Origin of the sequence: Sinomicrobium kalidii, assembly GCF_021183825.1 — a bacterium.
GTDB lineage: Bacteria > Bacteroidota > Bacteroidia > Flavobacteriales > Flavobacteriaceae > Sinomicrobium > Sinomicrobium kalidii.
This window is the reverse complement of record NZ_CP089211.1, coordinates 4490798-4512521: the sequence shown is the minus strand read 5'-3', so window position 1 is coordinate 4512521 and position 21724 is coordinate 4490798. Positions and strand designations below refer to the sequence as shown.

Here is a 21724-nt window from a genome sequence, read left to right as displayed (position 1 = left end):
CGACATCAAAACAGCCATTACGCCGGGTAAGTAGGAAACTTTGTACCTTTGTCCCTTTTAAAACCCAGAAACAGATTCCGTATATGAAAAATTACAAAGAATACCTGGAAGACATTACCACTTTTGTCTTTGACGTAGACGGCGTACTCACCGATGGTACCATCGTTATTACCACAGACGGACAGATGCTCCGCAACATGAACCTCAAGGACGGTTATGCCATAAAAACGGCGATAGAAAAGGGATACAACATCTGCATCATTTCAGGTGGTACCAACGAAGGGGTCAGGGAACGTATGCGGGGCCTGGGTGTTACGGATATCTACCTCGGTGCCCAGCACAAAACGGATGCACTGAACGAATATTTCGACATTTACGGCATAAAACCGGAAAATGTACTCTACATGGGCGATGACCTGCCGGACCTCCCTCCCATGCAAATGGTGGGACTTCCCGCATGCCCCCAGGACGCCGCACCGGAGATCAAAGAAGTATCCAGGTATATCTCTCACAAAAACGGCGGAAAAGGATGTGTAAGGGATGTTATTGAACAGGTACTTAAAGTTCAGGGGAAATGGAGCAACAGTTTCGAGGCTAAGTACGACTAATAAGTAAACAATAACTTTTCAGGAACTTACTCAAATTCCTCCGACGGACAAAAAACATGATTATAACCAATATGTGGATTGTTAGATTTACGCTCCTGCCCAAAAATCGACGGGAGACTGTGAATTATAATTATTAAATTGCCCCTTTTAATAAATCAACCAACCATGAAAAACAGAATTCTGTCCGTGGATGTATTGCGCGGACTTACCATCTTCCTGATGATTGTGGTCAACACTCCCGGTTCGTGGAACTACGTATATGCCCCATTACGGCACGCGGCCTGGAGCGGGTGTACGCCCACAGATCTCGTGTTTCCCAGTTTTCTTTTTGTAGTGGGGCTTTCCATGAGCATTTCCTTCAGAAAAATGAACCCGGCCAACAAAACGCCCATCCTGCTCAAACTGTTAAAAAGGGCTGCCCTGATATTCCTTATAGGATTACTGCTCAACTGGTTCCCTTTCTACAGAACGAATATTGCCGACCTGCGTATCTTCGGGGTGCTGCAACGAATTGCCCTGGCCTTTCTGGTAGCCGGAATATGCATAATACTGCTGCAAAAAACCAGGCAGCTCATTGTTGTATTTGCCGTACTTTTACTGGGGCATTGGGCCCTCCTGTATTTTTTGGGCGGGGACGCTCCGTACTCCCTGGAGGGAAATTTCAGCAATGTACTGGACAAGGCCCTGTTCGGAGAGGGACATCTTTACGGTGGTTTCGGTATCCCTTTTGATCCGGAAGGATTGCTGGGCACATTATCCAGTGCGGGACAGGTGATCCTCGGATATATCATAGGCAAACGAACCCTGAAAAACGGTATCCCCGACCTCCCGCAGACAAAAAAGCTGGCCATCCTCGCCGTGGTCCTGATATTTGCCGGGCAACTATGGAATATCGTTTACCCGATAAACAAACCCCTCTGGACGGGGGCTTACGTACTCTATACTTCGGGTATCATTACCGTGGTATGGGCATTACTCATCTGGGCGATCGATATACAAAAACAAAACCAGTGGACCCTGGTGTTCCGTGTTTTTGGGCAAAATCCATTGGTAAGTTATATATTGTCCGTACTTTTGGTGAAAATATTTATCTACGTCTTTAAAATCGGAGACACTTCCCTGCTGGGCTGGTCATACCAGCACATTTTTCAGCCCGTTTTTGACAATTATTTCGGCAGCCTTATGTTTGCCCTGTGCTTTACTTTCTTTATCTGGCTGTTTGCATACGGGTTATATCGAAAAGGAAAGATCATTAAAATATAAAAAGCGGCTATGCTTCAGAAAACATTGAAAAATTACCATGTTATCCTCGCTTCCGGTTCTCCGAGAAGGCACCAGTTCTTCCGTGACCTGGGGATCGATTTTGAAATACGGCTGAAAAGCGTGGAGGAAATATATCCGGAAAGGTTGTGGAAAAGCGAAATCCCGGATTACCTCGCACAACTCAAGGCACTGCCCCTGAAGGACGATCTCCGGGAAAAGGACATCCTGATAACTTCCGATACCATTGTATGGCACAACCAGAAAGCGCTCGGAAAACCGAAAAGCAGGGACGACGCTTTTGAGATGGTCAAGGCACTCTCCGGTGACTGTCACGAAGTTATTACTTCCATCTGTTTCACTACGCCCTCCCTTCAAAAAACCGTCAACGCCACAACCAAAGTTTTTTTTAACACCTTAACCGATGAAGAGATAAATTATTACATCGATCAGTTTAAACCTTTCGATAAAGCGGGAGCATATGGAATACAGGAGTGGATAGGCCTGATAGGTATCCGCAAGATAGAAGGTTCGTATTTCAATGTGGTCGGCCTCCCCGTACACCTGATGTATAATACCCTGAAAAGTATTGTGGAAGCCACGGACTGAAAAGAAATGATCACATAATTGCGTTGCGGAATAACGGCATCGCGTATCTTTACCCTACGAAACAATAATCCGATAACAATGAACAACTTTTTGTCCTTATACAAGGATCAGCTATTATACAGCACCATTGCTGTTGTACTGCTTTTACTTTTAAAGTTTATCCTGTTCAAGATTATTCGTAAAGTGGGTAAAATAAGCAACTATAACGAGGCACGGACGTCCCTGATCCTGAGGTATGCCAATTTTGCCATTTTTTCTATCGGTATAATCACTATTAATATTATCTGGAATGTAAATTTTAAAGACCTCGGGCTGTTATTGTCTTCGGTATTTGCCGTTATCGGTGTGGCACTGTTCGCCCAGTGGTCCATCCTGAGCAATATTACGGCGGGGATCATCCTGTTTTTTACATTTCCGTATAAAATAGGCGACAGAATACAGATACAGGACAAAGATTTTCCTACGGAAGCCACAATAGAAGACATAAAAGCTTTTCACCTGCTGCTCCGAACAGATGAGGATGAACTCATTACTTATCCTAATAACCTCATGTTGCAAAAAGGAGTAAAAGTGGTAAACAGCAACAAGGATGATGACGGCAGTGAAAGCCTTTAAATAGTTAAAGAAAGCCTAAACACCATAGCATAATTGCTATTATTTCTATATTTGAAAGACAGTTATATATTGTGGCAATTATCGGAAACAGTCTTTCCGCAACGCGAAACCGGAATTTAAAACTAACTGAAATGCGTAAAATTACCCTCCTCTTGCTATTTGTTTTAACCTCCCTGACCCTATATCCGCAACAGCCGAAAACATATTCTTCCTCCGAAATATATCATGCCGTACAAAAACTCAATTTTCTGGGAACTGCCCTCTACCTGGCTGCCCATCCGGATGATGAAAACACCAGGATGATCTCGTACCTCTCCAATGAAGTACACGCCCGGACCGCATACCTCTCCCTCACCCGGGGTGATGGCGGGCAAAATCTCATCGGTACGGAACTCCGGGAACTCCTCGGGGTCATCAGGACCGAAGAATTGCTTTCGGCGAGGCGCATAGACGGCGGGGAACAATTATTTTCCAGGGCGAATGACTTCGGCTTTTCAAAACACCCCGACGAAACCCTAAACATATGGAACAAAGACAGTGTACTGGCCGATGTGGTACGCGCCATCCGAAAGTTCAGACCGGATGTGATCATCAACCGTTTTGACCACCGCACCCCGGGAACCACTCACGGTCATCATACTACTTCGGCCATGCTGAGTGTAGAAGCCTTTGACCTTGCCGGAAACAGCAATTCATATCCCGGTCAGCTGACATCCTTTTCCACATGGCAGCCCCGAAGGCTCTTTTTCAATACTTCCTGGTGGTTTTACGGCAGTGAGGAAAAGTTCAGGAAAGCCAACAAAGACAACCTGGTAAGTGTAGACATGGGCGGGTATTACCCCGCACTGGGCAAAAGCAATGGCGAAATAGCAGCCCTGAGCCGTAGCCAGCACCGCAGCCAGGGGTTTGGCAGTTCGGGCTCCAGGGGGAGCGAAACGGAATACCTGGAATTGCTCAAAGGGGACATGCCGGAAAACAACAACATTTTTGACGGGATCAACACCACCTGGTCCCGGCTGGAAGGCACCGAGGAAATTGCCAAGCTGTTAAAATCCGTAGAGCACCATTTCAACTTTAAAGACCCGTCCGAGCACATCCCGCAGTTGATAAAAGCATATACGCTTATCCAAAAACTTGAGGACAATTATTGGAAATCGGTAAAGACCAAAGAACTAAAAGAAATTATCCAGGCGTGTGCAGGGCTTTACCTGGAAGCAGTGGCTCCGACACCGAGGGCCACTCCGGGGAGCTCATTAAAACTGCAAATAGAAGCGATCAACCGGAGCAATGCAGACATCACACTCAACAGTATAGAAATAGCACCTTCCGGGACTGTGGAAAACGCATCCGCCAAACTCGATTACAACAAAGAAAAGCGGTTTGAACTCACTACCAAAATTCCGGACACACCCAACTATACTGCCCCGTACTGGTTAATGCAAAAAGGCACGTTGGGTATGTACAGGGCTGAGCAACAATTTATCGGCCTGCCGGAAACCCCGGACATACTGACCGCCAATTTCCACGTTGTCATTAACGGTGTGGATATCGCTTTTCGGAAAAACATCATATACAAACATACCGATCCGGCGGGGGGCGAACGCTACCAGCCATTTGAAATACTTCCCCCGGTTACGGCCGCCATTGCCAACAAGGTAAGTATCTTCGCTAACGGTCCCAAAAGCATTCCCGTTACAGTAACGGCAATACGGGAACAAATAAACGGTACCGTTACCCTGAACGTTCCCGACGGATGGAACGTTTCTCCCGAAAGTTACCCCGTACACACAGAAAAAAAAGGAGCGGAAAAGACCGTATTGTTCAAAGTCACTCCCCCGGAAGACGAAAGCGAAGGGCTGATAACACCGGTCGTACATATCAACGGAGACACCTACAACAAGGAACTTATGGAGATCAGTTATGACCATATCCCCACACAATCTGTCCTGCTGCCTTCCGAAGCCAAAGTGGTCCGGCTCAACATAGACAAGGCGGGGAAATCCGTAGGTTACATTACAGGTGCGGGCGACAAGGTGCCGGAGAGCCTCAAACAGATCGGTTATGACGTGACTTTCCTGGATGCCGACCATATTTCGGCTTCTGCCCTGGCCCGTTACGATGCCGTGGTTATTGGTATACGGGCCTATAATGTACTGGAATCCCTGCATACCGCACAGCCTGCTTTACTGAACTATGTAAAAGAAGGCGGGACGCTGATCGTGCAGTATAACACCGTAGGCAGGAGAAGCGAGCTGGACGTTATGCCCCCCTATCCCCTTCGCGTATCCAGGGACAGGGTTACCGATGAAAATGCGGCGGTAGAGTTTATAGACGAAACCCATCCCCTGCTGAACTCCCCCAACAAGATCACGAGTCAGGATTTTGAAGGGTGGGTACAGGAACGCGGGCTGTACTTTCCCGATAAATGGGCCGGGGAATACACCCCCGTACTGTCCATGCACGACAAAGGGGAAAAAGCCAAAGAAGGCAGCCTTCTGGTAGCCCCTTACGGAAAAGGTTATTATATTTACACAGGACTGAGTTTTTTCCGGGAACTGCCGGCAGGGGTTCCCGGCGCATTCAAACTCTTTGCCAATATGCTTTCCGTCGGGAAGGAAGCCGGGGATAAACACAACTGACCTTTGGCTTTTCCTGTCCCCTAAAGGCATGGCCAGGCGAAGGAACATTTTCATCAAGTGAATATCAAAAACCGTAAAAAAAATATCACCACCCAGTAATGGAACAACCGGAAGAACATAACACTCCCCGGAAATGGCATTGGAAGTCCAGCTACACCCTGGTACTTATCGCCAATATCCTCTATATTATCTTCTTCTATTTCATAATGCTGGAAAACTGTTAGTACATGGAAAGCATCGATTGGATAGTATTGTATACCACGCTTCTTTTCATCGTGGTCTACGGTACGTGGAAGACCAAGAAAAACACTACGGTAAAGGACTATATCCTGGGCAACCAGGAAGCCAAATGGTGGACCGTAGGACTTTCCGTAATGGCCACACAGGCCAGTGCCATCACTTTTTTGTCGACCCCGGGACAGGCTTTCCACGACGGCATGGGCTTCGTTCAGTTCTATTTCGGGCTTCCTCTGGCCATGATCGTTATCTGCATGGTTTTTATCCCGGTCTACCACCGGCTCAAGGTATATACCGCATATGAGTTCCTCGAACAACGTTTCGACCTGAAGACCAGGAGCCTTACTGCCATTCTCTTCCTCGTGCAACGGGGACTGGCTGCGGGGATCACCATTTATGCCCCGTCCATCATCCTGTCTGCCGTACTCGGATGGGACCTGAAAACGCTTAATATAATGATTGGCTCCCTTGTTATTGTGTATACGGTGATAGGGGGTACAAAAGCCGTAAACGTCACCCAGAAACAACAGATGTTCGTGATCATGTCCGGTATGTTCGTCGCATTTTTTCTTATCCTGGACTACCTGCCCAACGATCTGACCTTCGGCAAAGCCATGAAAGTAGCCGGGGCCAACGGCAAACTGAATATCCTGGACTTTTCCATGGACACCCAAAGCCGTTATACTTTCTGGAGCGGTATTACCGGCGGTTTTTTCCTGATGCTTTCCTATTTCGGTACGGACCAGAGCCAGGTGCAACGCTACCTTTCCGGGAGTTCCGTAAGGGAAAGTCAGCTGGGGCTTATTTTTAACGGATTATTGAAGGTGCCGATGCAGTTTTTTATTCTGCTTGTCGGGGTTATGGTCTTTGTCTTTTACCAATACCATTCCTCCCCGCTCAACTTTAACCCTGCTGCAACGGAAGCCGTATTAAACTCATCTTATTCAGACGAGTACAAACAACTGGAAGAGGAGCACCAACTCCTGGAATCCCGGAAGAAGATGGCCCAGGAACATTATTCGGGAGTCCTGAATGTAAAGGATTACCAGCTCACCATGGCCGCCAAGCGTAAAATACAGGCCATAAACAAGCAGGAAAGGGAAAACCGCGGAAAGGCCCGTAAACTGATCGAAAAGGCTGATGCCTCCATTGAAACGAACGACAAGGATTATGTCTTTATCCATTTTATACTCAACAACCTCCCCAGGGGCTTTATAGGGCTACTGCTCGCTGTTATCCTGTCGGCGGCTATGTCGTCAACTGCCTCGGAACTCAACGCCCTCGGGACCATTACCACCATTGACCTTTACAAGAGAAGCCACAAAACGGAGAAAGAAGACGGCCATTATCTTTCGGCATCCAAATGGTTTACACTGCTCTGGGGTGTTATTGCCATCCTGTTTGCCAATTTCGGATCGTTGGTAGACAACCTCATCCAGCTGGTGAATATCATAGGTTCGGTATTCTATGGCAATGTACTGGGCATATTCCTCCTGGCCTTCTTTTTCCGGTTTGTACGCGGAAACGCGGTTTTCTGGAGTGCCGTGCTCACCCAGTCGATCATTTTATTTATCTACTACCGTTTTATTTACGTAGAGGAACAAATAGGCTACCTGTGGCTCAATTTCATAGGTTGTGTCCTCGTTATCGGCATTGCAATGTTCCTGGAAATGCTGCGACGTTCCATGCAGATGAGCAGGAACCGATAATATGCCGGACAGTTTTCCCCTGTCGAATTTATTATCTTTGCCGTAAAACCATAAAATCGTGAAAACATACATCTGCATGCTTCGGGGGATCAATGTCTCGGGGAAGAATATCATAAAAATGGCGGAGCTCAAAAAACTGTTTGAAACACTTGGTTTCGCCGATATCACCACTTATGTTCAGAGTGGAAATATCGTATTTAATTGCGCTTCAGACGAAAATGCCAGCACCCTGGAAGCACGTATTGAAAAAGAAATAGAAACTGTATTCGGCTACGAAAATGTCACTGCCTTTATCAAGACCAGGGCAGTGCTCGAACAGTTAAGAGACCGCAGTCCCTACCCGCCTTCCGAAGGAGACACCAAAAGACGCTACTTTACCTTTATCCGCAAAGCACCCTCCGCAGAACAGGTAGAAAAACTGGAACCCTACGCAAGCGAAGCCGAACGGTTTACGGTCACCGATACGTGCATATACCTCTATTGCCCCGAAGGATACGGAAAAACGAAACTGTCCAATAATTTTTTTGAAAACAAGCTGAAAATCCGTGCCACTACCAGAAACTGGAACACCGTAAACAAACTGATACAAATAGCAGAAAATACCGAAAAGGCATGTTAGGACTAAAATTACCGACAGATCCCCGCTGGGTAAACATTGTAGAGAAAAACATCGAAGAAATACTAACGGACCACGCTTATTGTGAGCAAAAAGCGGCCAGTACGGCCATTTCGCTCATTGTTTCCTTCCCGGAATACACAGACCTCGTCCAGGCCATGACTGCCCTGGTAAAGGAAGAAATAAGTCATTTTAAAATGGTACACGACAGGATCATTGCCCGGGGCTGGATATTGGGCAGGGAACGAAAAGACGAATATGTGGTACGGCTCATGAAATTTTTCCCGAAAGGCGGCAGCCGGGAATCGCACCTTGTCCACCGGTTATTGTATGCGGCCCTGATCGAGGCACGCAGTTGTGAACGTTTCCGCCTCCTCTCCGAAAACATAGAGGACAACGAGCTGGCCGAATTTTACAGGAACCTGATGACCAGCGAAGCCAATCACTATACCATGTTCCTCTCTTTCGCCCGCCGGTACGGAAACCGGGAAGAAGTGGACCAAAAATGGCAGGACCTGCTGGAATACGAAGCGGAAATCATGAAAGAACTGGGTAAAAAGGAAACAATGCACGGATAGATCACGGGCCATCCCGTAAAGAATAAAATCCCGCTACCCCGGACAAAGCCAGGTAGCGGGATTTATTTTATATGTATTTTATGTGATCTTTTATTTCATAAACTTTTCCATCACCTCGTTGCTGACCCCGGTGTTGGAAAAACCGCCATCGTGATAGAGGTTTTGCATGGTCACCTTCTTTGTAAGATCGGAGAAAAGGGTTACGGTATAGTCTGCACATTCGGCAGCAGTAGCATTCCCCAAAGGTGACATCATATCGGCATAGGCGATAAAACCGTCAAAGCCTTTTACGCCTTGCCCTGCTGTAGTAGGTGTAGGAGACTGCGAAATGGTATTTACCCTGACCTTTTTGTCTTTCCCGTAGAAATAGCCGAAACTCCTGGCGATAGATTCGAGGTAGGCCTTGTTATCGGCCATATCGTTATAATCGGGGAAAGTTCGCTGGGCAGCCATATAAGTCAGCGCCACGATGCTCCCCCATTCGCTCATGGCATCGTTTTTATGCAGGGTTTGCATGACCTTGTGAAAGGATACGGCAGACACGTCCCATCCCTTGGTCGTAAAATCATAATTCTGATCGGTATAGTGCCTTCCTTTCCTCACATTTACGGACATTCCGACGGAATGCAGTACAAAATCGATCTTTCCTCCCAATATCTCCACGGATTTTTCCACAAGCTCCTGCAGGTCGTCCACATTTGTGGCATCTGCCGGGATGATCTCCGAGCCTGTTTTTTCCGCCAATGTCTTTATCTGTCCCATCCGCATGGCTATGGGTGCATTGGTCAGCACAAAAGTGCCTCCTTCTTCATGAACTCTTTCAGCAGTCTTCCAGGCGATGGAATTTTCATCCAGGGCACCAAAAATAATTCCTTTTTTTCCTTTCAGTAAGTTGTACATTTCTATCTCTATGTTTGTCGTTTATTAGGTTCTTTTCAGTTTTTAAAGCTTTGTTTTTTCAATTCCCGTCAATCTCATTCAGTCTCCCCTGCCCGGAAAACCATTACAACAGTAACAATTCTTTCGCGTGGGATATGGCCGATTCGGAAATGTTCTTCCCGCTCAGCATCTCGGCGATCTCTACAATGCGTTCGTCTGTTGAGAGTTCTTTTATTTCGGTAGAGGTCACTCCCCCGGAGTCTTCCTTATACACCTTGAAATGCCTTGTTCCCTTGGCGGCAATCTGCGGCAGGTGGGTAATGGAAAACACCTGCATGGTTTCACTCATTTGCTGCATAATATCTCCCATTTTGTCCGATACTTCCCCGGAAACCCCGGTATCGATCTCGTCGAACATTATGGTGGGCAGCTTCTCATACCGGGCCAGTACGGCTTTTATGGAGAGCATGATCCGGGAGAGCTCCCCTCCGGAAGCCACCTTTTTCAATTCGCCATAACCGCTTCCCTTGTTTGCCGAGAACAAAAAGTGCAGTTCGTCCTTACCGTTGGCAAAAAACGATGTGGTTGGCCTTATTTCGATTTTAAAAGAGGCATTGGGCATGCCCAGTTTTTCGAGCGAACGCTCCAGGTTTTTTTTCAATTGCGGAGCTTCCTTCACTCTTTTTCCGTGTATTCCTGAAGCCAGTTTGTCCAGCTCTTCTTCCAGTTTCAGGACCTCGAGCTGCTTGTTTTTAATGTCGGCTTCGAGATTTTCCGTAACCGATATTTTTTCTTCCAGTTCTTTTTGAATCCTTATGAGCTCTTCTACTTCCAGTACATTGTGTTTTTTCTGGAGGTCATAGAGAAGCTGCAGCCTCGTATTTACCTGTTCCAGTTGCTGCGGGTCGGCTTCTACGGTCTCGTCTATGTTTTCTATTTCGTTAAAAGTATCGTCGAGTTCTATAAATACCGAATTGATCCTGTTTTGCAGTTCTTCAAAGCGGGGGCCATAGTCCGAAAGTTTGCTCAGCGCATTCCGCATGGCATTGAGGTTGACCAGGATACCGGCATGTTCGTCACTTAACAATTGGGAGGAGAAAGCCAGTTTTTCCTTGATCTCCTCAACATTGTTCAGTTTTTCGAAAGTGGCTTCCAGTTCTTCCAGCATACCCGGTTCCAGTTTGGCTTCCTGTAATTCCTTGAGCAGAAATGCATTGTAATCCTGCTCTTTGTCAGCTTCCTGCTGAAAGTCTATCAGCCCCTGAAGTTCTTTTTTGGCCTTGTGGTATGCCGCCAGTTTATTTCTATACTTTTCTATCCCCTGCTTGTTCCCGGCTATGGCATCGATAACCTGGAACTGGAAATCGTTATTGGTAAGTTGCAGGGTCTGGTGCTGGGAATGGATATCGATGAGTCTGAGGCTCAGGGTCAACAAAACATCCAGCGTTACCGGGGTATCATTTACAAAAGCCCGGGATTTACCGCCGGGAAGGATCTCCCGGCGGATAATGGTATTGGGTTCATAGTCCAGGTCAAGTTTCTCAAAAAGTGTTTGCAGATGGTAATCTTCTACTGAGAACTCGGCTTCTATGATACACTTTTTCTCTTTGCTCTTTAAGCTGTTCAGGTCTGCACGTTTGCCCAGTATAAGTGACAACCCGCCCAGTAATATGGACTTTCCGGCACCGGTTTCCCCGGTAATGATCGTAAGCCCGCGGTCAAAACGGACCTTGAGGTCGTCTATAAGGGCATAGTTCTTTATGGAAAGTGAAAGTAACAATACACAACGGTTTTTTACTTTTCAAATATACTAACATTTTTGAATGCAGTATCCATAATTTCACTACCTATAAAAATTCCAGCTTTCTTCGCTTTCTTTCGTTTTTCAGCAAGGACAGTTCCCTGCTGGTCTGTCCGGCCACGGAGGTGTTTTCTTCCGCCCTCCGGATCAGGTAGGGCATCACGTCCTTCACCGGGCCGAACGGCAGGTATTTGGCCACATTATACCCCCGGGCACCGAGATTATAGCTTATGTGGTCGCTCATACCGTATAACTGCCCGAACCACACCCTCGAATCGTCTTTGGCGATTCTGTACTTCTCCATGAGTTCCATAAGCCTGTATGAACTTTCCTCATTGTGTGTTCCGGCAAAAATGGCCATACGGTCCAAGTGCTCCAGCATATAGGTTATGGCTTCGTTATAGTTCTTGTCCGTGGCATCCTTGGAAGGACAAATGGGAGTAGGATAGCCCATTTCTTCCGCCCTTTCGTTCTCTTTTTCCATGTAGGCTCCCCGTACCAGTTTTACCCCTACATAAAAGCCTTCCTCTTCGGCCTGCCGGTAAAGTTTCTTCAGAAAATCCATCCGGTCCCACCTGTACATCTGCAAGGTGTTGTATACGATAACCTTCTTTTTATTGTACTTCCGCATCATGTCGGTGATCAGGTTATCGGCAGCATCCTGCATCCAGCTTTCCTCGGCATCTATCAGCAGTGATACATCCAGCTGGTGGGCTTTCCGGCAGGAAGAATCAAAACGGTTGACCACGCGGTCCCACTCGTCCTGTTCGCGGATCGTAAGCTCTTTGCCTTCACTTATTTTCTGAAAGAGTGAAAACCTGCCAAAACTGGAAGGTTTGAACACGGCAAAGGGTATGGCTTCCTTCTCTTTGACAAAATTCAGTATGTCAATAACTCTCCTGTGGGACTCATCCAGCGGGTTTTCTTCGTCTTTTCCCTCTACGGAATAATCCAGCACGGAGCAGACCCCTTTTTCAAAGATCTTGTCTACGACCGGCATGCAATCTTCTTCGTTCACACCACCACAAAAATGATCGAATACGGTAGATCGGATAAGTCCTTCCACCGGGAGGTGTGTCTTGATGGCAAAATTGGTCACTGCGGTACCTATTCGTACCAAAGGCTGATTGGCGATCAGCTTAAACAGAAAATACGCCCTCTCCAGTTCCGCATCGGTTTTTAGGGCGAAGGCAGTTTTTGTGTCTTCAAAAATTTTTTCCATTTACTGTTCTTCATTAAAAAGGTCATTTAAAATACCGGGACGAAAATACGGTTTAACTCATCGTTTCGCACCGGTTGTTCAACAGGGACAATCCCTGAAAAGAAGGAAAAATGGCATGTTGTTTTCCCATGACGAAAATAAATTTATTTGTTTAAAATCGGTCATAAAGCCTTGAAAAATTATTGCATAATTTTCAATAACCGGATTTTATATTGGAATCTTTTCGGGTTTATCCGTTTTTTTGTGCATTTCATCCATTTTATAACGATAATTTTACAACGTTAACACAAAAAATACTGCACAAATTATGTATATTTACTAGGTTTAATTATTAAATGTACAAAACAATGAGTGTTAAAGCAAAATACCAGCCGGTCCTTGACCTGGGTGCGGCGCTGCAGATCAAAAACGGCAACGTAGAGGAAGCCGATGGCATCCTGAAGCTAAAAGGAACCACCAATACCCAGTATGAAAAAAACATCATCTGGGACAAGATCAAGGAAATCGGCGGCAATCAGCCGACAGACATCAAAGCGGATATCCGTGTAGCGGAAGAGGACGCCTCTGTATACCACAGGCACGTGGTACAAAAAGGCGAGACCCTGGGAAAAATAGCCAAACATTATTACGGGGACGCCTCCAAGTACAATACCATTTTCCAGGCCAATACGGACAAACTGAAGAATCCGGATCTCATACACCCTGACCAGGAACTGGTAATCCCGAGACTTTCCTGATCAAAAAATCCCGGGTTCGCGTTTCTTCCGGACAATTATACGGAAAGCAGAAATGAAATCCGGGGTTCACTACCCCTTTATTTTTTTTTGTTTATCATGCGAAGAGCGTGGTTGTAGATGCGCTCAAACTGCTCGTCCTTTCCCATATCGGTATTGTCCAGCTCTATGGCATCAGGTGCTTTTATCAACGGGGAGTCTTTGCGGTGTGAATCGATATAATCGCGGTCTATGACATTCTTCAATACCGCTTCATAAGTTACCTTTTTCCCCTTGCCCAGCAATTCCTTATACCTGCGGCTTGCACGGATTTCAGGAGATGCGGTCATGAACAGTTTTAACTCCGCATCAGGGAAAACCACGGTACCGATATCCCTGCCGTCCATAACAATTCCTTTTTCTTCTCCCATCTTTCGTTGCTCCTCCACGAGTTTATGTCTCACTTCGGGAATAGCTGCTATTGCACTTACCCGGTTGGAGACTTCCATGCTTCTTATTTCTTCCTCGACATTCGTGCCATTCAGGTAAGTTTCGGCATATCCAAGGTCAGCATTGGGAACAAAGCGTATACTGATAGTATCAAGTTTCCGGATTAGGTTCTTCCTGTCCGGTTCTTCACCGTCCAGCAATCCCTTCTCCATGGCAAAAAGCGTCACTGCCCGGTACATGGCTCCCGTATCTACATAAACATACCCTAATTCACGGGCCAGTCGCTTTGCTATGGTACTTTTCCCGGTGGAAGAATAACCGTCTATGGCAATAATGATCTTTTTCATTCGAATAAATTGAATTTAAATAGTGCTGATGCAAAAGAACCGGTCAATCGCTTCGTCAACTGTTCTCTACACAAATTAAACAAATCTCTCCTTATCACTCTTATTCCGCAATATATTTTTTTTGAATAAACACTTCCCCGCATCATGTTACATCCCTATCCTTATATGTACAGAAATCACATACACATAAATTTAATGATCCTTTTTAATTAAAAAACTAAAATAAAACCATAAAAAACCCTAATTTTTTATTAAATTTATACATAAACATGATGTTTTTTCAACCATTAAAACTGCTACAAAGTCATGAAAACCAAGGGCATTATTTCCATTTTAAGCAGTATGTTTTTAACTGTGCTGCTTACCTTATCCTGCTCCAGCAGCAGCGATGACGATCTCGCCCCGGATCCCGACCCCGATCCGGGAGAAGAAATAACTTATGCAGATGACGTTGCCCCTATAATACAGAGTAATTGCCTGAGCTGTCACTCCGATCCGCCGCAGAACAATGCGCCAATGCACCTTACAACCTATAATGCCGTGAAACAGGCCATAGAAAGCAGGGGGCTTCTTACGAGAATAAACAGTTCCGGTAATCCCATGCCTCCTACGGGACTTATGAGCCAGGCGAACAGGGATATTATCGAAGAATGGGCAGACCAGGGATTCATACAGGAGTAACGATAACCGGCATACTGACAAGCCTTGTTCTGGCATTTCTGATATCGGCGGGTACTCCTTTACAGGCCCAGAAAAAATACATTACCCGGTCGGGAGAGATACATTTCGAGGCTTCGGTACCTTCTTTTGAGGAGGTAGATGCCCGTACACAAAGCGCCTCTGCCATACTGAATGCTGCCACCGGGGAATTCGCATCGCTTGTCCTGATAAAGAGTTTCCGGTTTAAGGTAGCTCTTATGGAAGAACATTTTAACGAAAACTACGTCATGTCCGACGAATATCCCAAAGCCGCCTTCCGGGGACATATCGAAGGGTTCGACATAGGCTCCCTGAACGATAACCCTTCCGAATACCGGATCAGCGGTGAATTGACTATCAAGGGAACGACCAGGGCAATGGACATTCCCGTGACGCTGCAAAAATCGGAAAACACAATAGTCCTCAAATCCGCTTTTACAACGACTCCTTCAGATTTTGGTATTAAAATACCGGGTATCGTACGCAACAAAATTGCCCGGGAGGTTACTGTAGATGTGAATTTTGAATTGCACTAAAACCTTTCCGTAACTATTTCTTAGTCGTAAAACACCGTTGTTTCATGCAATTCCTTTCTTTTGAGGTCAGGAACAAACACCTGTGGTGCGGGATAGCCTACGGGTAACAGTAAAAACGGTCTTTCATTGTCCGGGCGTTGCAGTATTTTTGCCAGGAAATTCATTGGGCTCGGTGTATGGGTAAGGGTAACGAGGCCTGCATTATGTATGGCGGTAATGAGCATGCCGGAGGCTATCCCTACGGATTCATTTACATAATAATTATTTCGTTTTTCCCCATGATCGGCATATTCCAGCACCTTTTTAAAAACTACGATCAGCCAGGGCGCAGTTTGCAAAAAGGATTTACTGGCATTTGTGGCCAGGGGCTCCAGGTCCTTCTTCCAGCTTTCGCTCATCCTGCGATCATAATTTTCCTTTTCTTCCTGTTCTGCGGCGACACATATCCTTGTTTTCAGTGAAGGAGAAGATACCACACAAAAAGTCCACGGTTGTTTATGGGCCCCGGACGGAGCGGTCGAAGCGGTCCGGATAATATTCTCAATCACTTCTCTCGGCACGGGTTTACCGGAAAAATCCCTGACGGAACGGCGTTTCTCCATCCAATCGTAAAATTCCCTGCTTCTCCGCAGCATTTCTTCTTCAGGAAAGGTTTGTGCTTTATAAGCTACGTGTTTATGGCCCTGAATAAACCTATGTTGTTTAATTTCCATATTTTCCGGGATTAATAAAAGACAATATGCCCCATTTAAGATAAGTAAAAATCCGGATATTCGGGAACAGGCCCATGCGAAAATGAAAAGGGATTACGCGTTGCAGGTTGCTTTCACTGTCATCAGAGCACCTTTAAAAACCATAAATATTTTCAACATAGCTGCAATCCCGGTAAAACAATACCTGAAAAACTTCCTGTATCTTACAGTCATAGGTCTTACATCTCATCCCATAGCCCAGAAATCCAATTTTACTTCACGACTTTTGATTTTGATCCGATATTCGGAATACGGGTTCACCGGAAACAAAAAAGGCACTGCGTTTTGCACAATGCCTTTTCAATACGCTTATATATCTTAACTACTCTCCCATTGCAGCAGAAACTGCCGCGGAAAGCCTTTTGTACGTACCGTTCTCCAATCGGTCACGGATCGCGGAAAAGGCATCGAGCGTTTGATTCACATCGTCCAGTGTATGGGTCGCCGTAGGGATCATCCTGAGAAGGATAAGGCCTTTGGGGATTACGGGATATACGACAATAGAACAGAAAACACCGTAATTTTCCCTGAGGTCCTTCACCAGCGCCATGGCTTCCGGGATACTTCCGTTAAGGTATACCGGGGTTACACAGGTATTGGTAGTTCCTATATCAAACCCACGGGCCTTGAGGCCGTTTTGCAGGGCATTTACGTTTTCCCACAATTTCCCTTTGAGCTCGGGCATGGTACGAAGCATTTCAAGGCGTTTCAACGCACCTTTTACAAAGACCATGGGCAGGGATTTTGCAAACATCTGCGAACGCAGATTGTATTTCAGGTAGTCTATAATTTCCCTGTCACCGGCCAGAAAAGCTCCTATACTGGCCATGGATTTAGCGAAGGTGGCAAAGTACACATCTATGCCGTCCTGTACATCCTGCTCTTCTCCCGCTCCGGCACCTGTAGCTCCGAGTGTTCCGAAACCATGTGCATCGTCTACCAGAAGGCGGAATTTATATTTTTCCTTCAGGGCTACGATCTCTTTCAGTTTTCCCTGCTCTCCCCGCATGCCAAACACACCTTCGGAAATAACCAGTATTCCCCCTCCGGTCTGTTCGGCCATTTTGGTAGCCCTTTCCAGGTTTTTCTCCAGACTGTCAATGTCGTTGTGCATAAAGGTAAACCGTTTTCCCATATGCAAACGCACACCATCTATAATACAGGCATGGGAATCCACATCATAAACGATAATATCGTCTTTGGTTACCAGCGCATCTATGGCCGAAACCATCCCCTGGTAACCGAAATTCAGCAGATATGCAGCCTCTTTTTTAACGAAAGCTGCCAGTTCATCCTGAAGTTTTTCGTGAACATCGGTATGCCCGCTCATCATCCGCGCACCCATCGGATATGCGCTGCCGTGCTCGGCAGCTGCTTCCGCATCGGCCTTCAGCACATCGGGGTGATTCGCCAGGCCCAGATAATCGTTGATGCTCCAGGTTATAACTTCCTTTCCGTTGAATTTCATTCTATTGGAAATAGGGCCTTCCAGTTTCGGGAATACAAAATACCCTTCTGCCTGTGACGCCCATTTTCCCAATGGTCCCTTATTTTCAATGATCCTGTCAAATAAATCCTTCATGTAGATCTCAAAATTTTATGATAAAATTTTTTTAGCACGAACAGGCTAAATTACATATTTTAAATATGCCTTCACAAAAATTTTCGGGAAGATATGAACTATTAGCACCCATTTTGTAAACAAACATCCGCATTTTAGCGGATGTTTTAGAACTTTCTTACTTTATGTATTCTATTTTCTGTTCTTCCTCGATGTTTTTACTGTCAAAAAATCCTTGTTCACGCATCCATTCATCGCTGTATATCTTGCTCATGTACCTGGAGCCGTGGTCGGGGAACACCATAATAACGTTGCTGTTCTCATCAAATTCCCCTTGTGCCGCAAGTTGTTTTACAGCCTGCATTACCGCTCCGCTGGTATACCCCACGAAAAGTCCTTCGGTCTTGGAGACCTCTCTTGCGGTATGTGCACTTTCCTCGTCGGTTACCTTTACAAACTTATCGATCACGTCAAAGTCCGTAGCCGTGGGGATAAGGTTTTTACCCAGGCCTTCTATCCGGTAGGGATAGATCTCCTTGGAATCAAACTCCCCTGTTTCGTGGTACTTTTTGAGCACGGACCCGTAGGCATCCACTCCTATGATCCTTATGTCCTTTCCGTTCTTTTTGGCCTGTTCTTTAAGATATCTTGCCGTACCGGAAATAGTGCCTCCGGTTCCGCTGCAGGCTATAAGGTGTGTAATAGTACCTCCGGTCTGTTCCCACAATTCCGGCCCCGTAGTATTGTAGTGGGCATCAATATTCAGTTCGTTAAAATACTGGTTGATATAAACCGACCCTTTCATTTCCTCGTGCATACGCCTTGCCACCTGATAATAGGAACGGGGGTCGTCTGCACTGACATGAGCGGGACACACGTATACCTTGGCCCCCATTGACCTCAGCATATCTATCTTGTCTTGCGAGGATTTGGAACTCACCGCCAGCACACAGTCATACCCTTTCACAATACTCACCATCGCGATGCTGAACCCGGTATTGCCCGAGGTGGTTTCGATAATGGTATCTCCCGGCTTTAGTATTCCGTTCCTTTCCGCCTGCTCTATGATATAGAGTGCTATCCTGTCTTTTGTGGAATGGCCGGGGTTAAAAGCTTCTACCTTTGCATAAAAATTTCCTTGGAGGGAATTGGTTATGGCATTAAGTTTTATAATTGGCGTATTTCCGATAAGCTCTAATACGTTATTGTAAGCCTTAATTTTTTGTTCCATATAACATGTGTTTGGTTCCAAAGTCGGTTTCTTTTGAAAAAACCAAAAACCGAGCAAATTTAGTTATTTTTTTTTATTACTCTTTAATTCCCTCCAAATCTAACATGAATGCGTACTCTTCGGCAACCTCGTGAAGTGCTTCAAAACGCCCTGATGCTCCGCTGTGCCCGGCATCCATATTGGTGTGAAACAGGAGTATATTATCATCTGTTTTCAAGTCCCTGAGTTTGGCCACCCATTTTGCAGGTTCCCAGTATTGCACCTGCGAGTCGTGATACCCCGTGGTGACCAGCATATTGGGATATGCCCGGGCTTCAACATTGTCATAAGGTGAATAGGATTTTATGTAGTTGTAATATTCCTTTTCGTTGGGATTCCCCCATTCGTCATACTCGCCGGTAGTAAGTGGTATGGATTCGTCCAGCATGGTGGTCACCACATCTACGAAAGGCACGGCGGCCACAACACCGTTATACAACTCCGGAGCCATATTTACCACGGCCCCTATCAGTAATCCGCCGGCAGAGCCTCCCATGGCATACAGATGTTCCGGTGCAGTGTATTTTTCCCCGATCAGGAATTTGGAACAATCGATAAAATCGGTAAACGTATTTTTCTTTTTGAGAAGTTTTCCGTCTTCATACCAGGGTCTTCCCAGGTACTCCCCTCCTCTTACGTGTGCTATGGCATAGATAAAGCCACGGTCCAGCAGGCTAAGCCTTACGGATGAAAAATAAGGGTCTATGGTGGCCCCGTAAGAACCGTAACCGTAAAGCAGTAACGGGTTGTTTCCGTCTTTTTTAATACCTTTCCTGTAAACAAGGGACACCGGTATCTTTTTACCGTCCCTGGCCGTAGCCCAGACCCTTTCGGAAGTGTAGCTATCCTTATCGAACTTACCGCCCAGCACTTCCTGTTCTTTCTTGACCACTTTTTCCCTGGTCACCATATTAAAATCTATTGTGGAAAGCGGGGTCGTAAGCGCATTATAGCTATATCGCAAAGTGTCCGTATCAAATTCGATGTTCGTGGTCGTGAAGGCCATGTATGTCTCATTGTCAAAGGGCAGGTAATAATCGACTTCCCCGTCCCAGCGCATCACACGGATTTTATTGAGCCCCCTGTTACGTTCGCTGACCACCAGGAAGTCCTTAAAGATGTCTATATCTTCCAGCAAAACATCTTCCCGGTGCGGCAACACTTCTTCCCAATGTGCTTTGTCCGTATTGTTTTCCGGGGTTTTCATCAGTTTGAAATTGGTGGCCCCGTTGGCATTGGTGACAATATAAAAATGGTCGTCGTAGTGAGCTATATCGTATTCCAATCCGCGTATCCTGGGCTGGAACACCTTAAATTCAGCAGTGGGTTCATCGGCACTGAGGATACTGTATTCCGATGTAAGTGTACTGTGGGAACCGGCAACGATGTATTTTCTGGATTTTGTCTTATACACAAAGGCATTGAAGGTATCGTCCTCTTCGTGATACACCAGTTCATCTTCTTTTTCGGCTCCGAGTGCATGCCTGTATATTTTTTCCGAGCGCAGGGTCTGCGGGTCTTTTGCAGTATAGAACAACGTTTTATTGTCATTCCCCCAGGTACTTCCCCCCGTGGTATTTTCGATCTCACGGGAATATATTTCACCGGTCTCGAGGTTTTTTACCCTGATAGTGTAAATTCTCCTGCTCAGGGTGTCCACGCCAAACGCTGCCAGTTTGTTATCGGGACTGATGTTAATCCCCTGCAACCGGAAATAGGCATATTCTTTTGCCATTTCATTGCAGTCAAAGATAATTTCTTCTTCGGCATCCATCGTTCCCTTTCGCCGGGTATATACCGGATAATCCTTTCCTTTTTCATAGCGGGTGACATACCAGTAGCCATTATAAAAATAGGGAACAGATGCGTCATCCTCCTTTATCCTGGACTTCATCTCTTCAAAAAGATCATCCTGGAACTGCTTCGTATGCGCAGTCATCTTTTCATTGTAATCGTTTTCCCGTTCGAGGTAATCAATCACCTCCGGATTGTCTCTTTCGTTCATCCAGAAATAATTGTCTATCCGTATATCTCCGTGTTTTTTTAAAGGAACAGGTTTTTTTTCCGCTATGGGAGGTGTAATGTTTTTGGTCACTTCGGAAGTATTTTTATTTTTACACGATGTGGCAAAAATAACACTTATAATGAGCAAAGCACTTATTTTTTTCATAACGATTTTATAATATTTTCGCCCAAAAAGCAGTACAATTTAATAATTTTGCATTTATATTTATTTAAAATCAGGAAATAATGTTGGGAGATCTCACCGGAATGATGGGTAAACTAAAAGAAACCCAGAAAAAGATTGAAGAAACTAAAAAACGCTTAGACAGTGTTTTAATAGACGAAAGCTCAAGTGATGGTTTGCTTAAAATCACTATTACGGCCAACCGTGAAATCAAGGCCGTGGAAATAGCGCCTTCATTGCAGGAAGACCGGGAACAACTGGAAGACTACCTTGTTATTACCCTGAACAAGGCCATTGAAAAAGCTACCAAGGTCAATGAAGCCGAACTGGCTTCGGTAGCCAAAGAAGGAATGCCCAGCATCCCCGGAATGGACATGTTCAAATAACGGCTTTAAAAGCGTTTTTTCCCCTGTAGTTCCCTTATACTCCCGGGGA

At 45.7% G+C, this 21724-nt stretch carries 21 protein-coding genes; 13 read left to right on the top strand and 8 right to left on the bottom strand.

Features of this window, described 5'->3' with window-relative positions:
* Positions 1 to 83: 83 nt before the first annotated feature.
* The 9 genes from LS482_RS18415 (at position 84) to LS482_RS18380 (ending at position 8871) form a co-directional block, all read left to right on the top strand.
* Entirely contained in the window at positions 84 to 608 is a 525-nt protein-coding gene (locus tag LS482_RS18415; RefSeq protein WP_233028982.1) for a KdsC family phosphatase, read from the top strand.
* A 165-nt stretch (positions 609 to 773) separates the two neighbouring features.
* Complete coding sequence (locus tag LS482_RS18410; protein ID WP_233028981.1) at positions 774 to 1871, top strand: acyltransferase family protein; 1098 nt, start codon at positions 774 to 776, stop codon at positions 1869 to 1871.
* A 9-nt stretch (positions 1872 to 1880) separates the two neighbouring features.
* The gene (locus tag LS482_RS18405; RefSeq protein ID WP_233028980.1) at positions 1881 to 2477 is read left to right on the top strand and encodes a Maf-like protein; all 597 of its coding nucleotides are present in this window, start codon (positions 1881 to 1883) and stop codon (positions 2475 to 2477) included.
* Positions 2478 to 2555: 78 nt separating this feature from the next.
* On the top strand, positions 2556 to 3092 hold the full coding sequence (locus LS482_RS18400) for a mechanosensitive ion channel domain-containing protein (protein ID WP_233028979.1): 537 nt from the start codon (positions 2556 to 2558) through the stop codon (positions 3090 to 3092).
* Between the two features lie 131 nt (positions 3093 to 3223).
* Entirely contained in the window at positions 3224 to 5731 is a 2508-nt protein-coding gene (locus tag LS482_RS18395; RefSeq protein WP_233028978.1) for a PIG-L family deacetylase, read from the top strand.
* A 98-nt stretch (positions 5732 to 5829) separates the two neighbouring features.
* Positions 5830 to 5955 carry a hypothetical protein gene (locus LS482_RS21715; protein ID WP_302849328.1) on the top strand — a complete coding sequence of 42 codons (126 nt, stop codon included), beginning with the start codon at positions 5830 to 5832 and terminating at the stop codon, positions 5953 to 5955.
* 3 nt (positions 5956 to 5958) lie between these two features.
* Positions 5959 to 7677: a sodium:solute symporter family protein gene (locus LS482_RS18390; protein ID WP_233028977.1), complete on the top strand. Its 1719-nt coding sequence runs from the start codon at positions 5959 to 5961 to the stop codon at positions 7675 to 7677.
* A 58-nt stretch (positions 7678 to 7735) separates the two neighbouring features.
* Positions 7736 to 8296 carry a DUF1697 domain-containing protein gene (locus tag LS482_RS18385; protein ID WP_233028976.1) on the top strand — a complete coding sequence of 187 codons (561 nt, stop codon included), beginning with the start codon at positions 7736 to 7738 and terminating at the stop codon, positions 8294 to 8296.
* Complete coding sequence (locus tag LS482_RS18380) at positions 8290 to 8871, top strand: MiaE family protein (protein WP_233028975.1); 582 nt, start codon at positions 8290 to 8292, stop codon at positions 8869 to 8871. Before LS482_RS18385 ends, LS482_RS18380 begins: the two co-directional genes overlap by 7 nt.
* A gap of 90 nt (positions 8872 to 8961) precedes the next feature.
* Here the strand turns inward: LS482_RS18380 and LS482_RS18375 are convergent, their stop codons facing one another.
* From LS482_RS18375 to LS482_RS18365, 3 genes are all read right to left on the bottom strand, one after another.
* Positions 8962 to 9771, bottom strand: a complete 810-nt coding sequence (locus LS482_RS18375; RefSeq protein WP_233028974.1) for an enoyl-ACP reductase FabI — start codon at positions 9769 to 9771, stop codon at positions 8962 to 8964.
* Positions 9772 to 9874: 103 nt separating this feature from the next.
* On the bottom strand, positions 9875 to 11530 hold the full coding sequence (gene recN / locus LS482_RS18370) for a DNA repair protein RecN (protein ID WP_233028973.1): 1656 nt from the start codon (positions 11528 to 11530) through the stop codon (positions 9875 to 9877).
* 67 nt (positions 11531 to 11597) lie between these two features.
* A complete protein-coding gene (locus LS482_RS18365; protein ID WP_233028972.1) occupies positions 11598 to 12773 on the bottom strand; it encodes a proline dehydrogenase family protein in 1176 nt (391 codons plus the stop codon).
* A 347-nt stretch (positions 12774 to 13120) separates the two neighbouring features.
* On the opposite strand from LS482_RS18365, the gene LS482_RS18360 reads away from it, so the two are divergent.
* The gene (locus LS482_RS18360; RefSeq protein WP_233028971.1) at positions 13121 to 13510 is read left to right on the top strand and encodes a LysM peptidoglycan-binding domain-containing protein; all 390 of its coding nucleotides are present in this window, start codon (positions 13121 to 13123) and stop codon (positions 13508 to 13510) included.
* Positions 13511 to 13587: 77 nt separating this feature from the next.
* Here LS482_RS18360 and cmk read toward each other — a convergent pair whose 3' ends face one another.
* Positions 13588 to 14283, bottom strand: a complete 696-nt coding sequence (gene cmk, locus LS482_RS18355; RefSeq protein WP_233028970.1) for a (d)CMP kinase — start codon at positions 14281 to 14283, stop codon at positions 13588 to 13590.
* Between the two features lie 306 nt (positions 14284 to 14589).
* Here cmk and LS482_RS18350 point away from each other — a divergent pair, with 306 nt between their 5' ends.
* Entirely contained in the window at positions 14590 to 14964 is a 375-nt protein-coding gene (locus LS482_RS18350; RefSeq protein ID WP_233028969.1) for a hypothetical protein, read from the top strand.
* A complete protein-coding gene (locus tag LS482_RS18345; RefSeq protein ID WP_233028968.1) occupies positions 14934 to 15518 on the top strand; it encodes a YceI family protein in 585 nt (194 codons plus the stop codon). Before LS482_RS18350 ends, LS482_RS18345 begins: the two co-directional genes overlap by 31 nt.
* A 20-nt stretch (positions 15519 to 15538) precedes the next feature.
* On the opposite strand, the gene LS482_RS18340 is transcribed toward LS482_RS18345, so the two are convergent.
* The 4 genes from LS482_RS18340 to LS482_RS18325 form a co-directional block, all read right to left on the bottom strand.
* Positions 15539 to 16231, bottom strand: a complete 693-nt coding sequence (locus LS482_RS18340) for a nitroreductase family protein (protein WP_233028967.1) — start codon at positions 16229 to 16231, stop codon at positions 15539 to 15541.
* 361 nt (positions 16232 to 16592) lie between these two features.
* On the bottom strand, positions 16593 to 17852 hold the full coding sequence (gene capB, locus LS482_RS18335; protein WP_233028966.1) for a cysteate-C-fatty acyltransferase: 1260 nt from the start codon (positions 17850 to 17852) through the stop codon (positions 16593 to 16595).
* A 157-nt stretch (positions 17853 to 18009) separates the two neighbouring features.
* Positions 18010 to 19062 carry a cysteate synthase gene (capA, locus tag LS482_RS18330; RefSeq protein ID WP_233028965.1) on the bottom strand — a complete coding sequence of 351 codons (1053 nt, stop codon included), beginning with the start codon at positions 19060 to 19062 and terminating at the stop codon, positions 18010 to 18012.
* A 76-nt stretch (positions 19063 to 19138) separates the two neighbouring features.
* Positions 19139 to 21271, bottom strand: coding sequence for a S9 family peptidase (locus tag LS482_RS18325; protein WP_233028964.1), 2133 nt, complete (start codon positions 21269 to 21271; stop codon positions 19139 to 19141).
* Between the two features lie 80 nt (positions 21272 to 21351).
* On the opposite strand from LS482_RS18325, the gene LS482_RS18320 reads away from it, so the two are divergent.
* Positions 21352 to 21675, top strand: a complete 324-nt coding sequence (locus LS482_RS18320) for a YbaB/EbfC family nucleoid-associated protein (protein WP_233028963.1) — start codon at positions 21352 to 21354, stop codon at positions 21673 to 21675.
* Positions 21676 to 21724: the final 49 nt, after the last annotated feature.